Here is a 620-nt window from a genome sequence, read left to right as displayed (position 1 = left end):
AGTTCATAGTGCTCTCTAAGTTCTTGAGAGTATGCAAGGAGCTTTTCGAGAATCTCATTATTGATCAAGTGTGACCGAAAAGTTGGGCGATAAAAACGTTTATCATTGAGTTTACGGCTATCCTGTTGAATGAGTTTCCAGTAACGTTTCAGTGCTTTATATTCGTGAGATTTTCTATTAAATTGATTCATGACTTGGATGCGAAGACGATTCATAGCTCGACTGAGATGTTGAACAATGTGAAAGCGGTCGAGAACGATTTTAGCGTTAGAAAAAAGTTTTCTGGCAATATCATAGTAGGGGTTAAACATATCCATGGTAATGACTTTCACGCGACTTCTCACCTTTCTAGAATAACGAAGAAAATGATTGCGAATGGTCACTTGAGTCCGCCCATCCAGGATAGCTACGATCTTTCTGGAATCAAAATCTTGTGCAATGAAGCTCATCTTACCTTTCTTGAAGCTGTATTCATCCCAAGACATGTGAGTTGGAAGGAAAGATAAATCTGTCTTGAATTTGAATTCTTTCAATTTACGAATGACTGTCGAAGTAGAGACAGATAGACTTTCTGCGATAGCCGTCATAGGGACTTTCTCGATTAATTTTTGAGTGATTTT

At 38.1% G+C, this 620-nt stretch carries 1 protein-coding gene; it reads right to left on the bottom strand.

Features of this window, described 5'->3' with window-relative positions:
- Positions 1 to 620, bottom strand: a 620-nt coding sequence (locus ADF68_RS05625) for an ISL3 family transposase (RefSeq protein WP_049548974.1), incomplete at both ends; no start/stop codon positions are given.

It is taken from the genome of Streptococcus pseudopneumoniae, assembly GCF_001068775.1.
In the GTDB taxonomy this organism is placed as follows: Bacteria; Bacillota; Bacilli; order Lactobacillales; family Streptococcaceae; genus Streptococcus; species Streptococcus pseudopneumoniae_N.
This window is presented reverse-complemented; position numbering and strand designations above follow the sequence as displayed.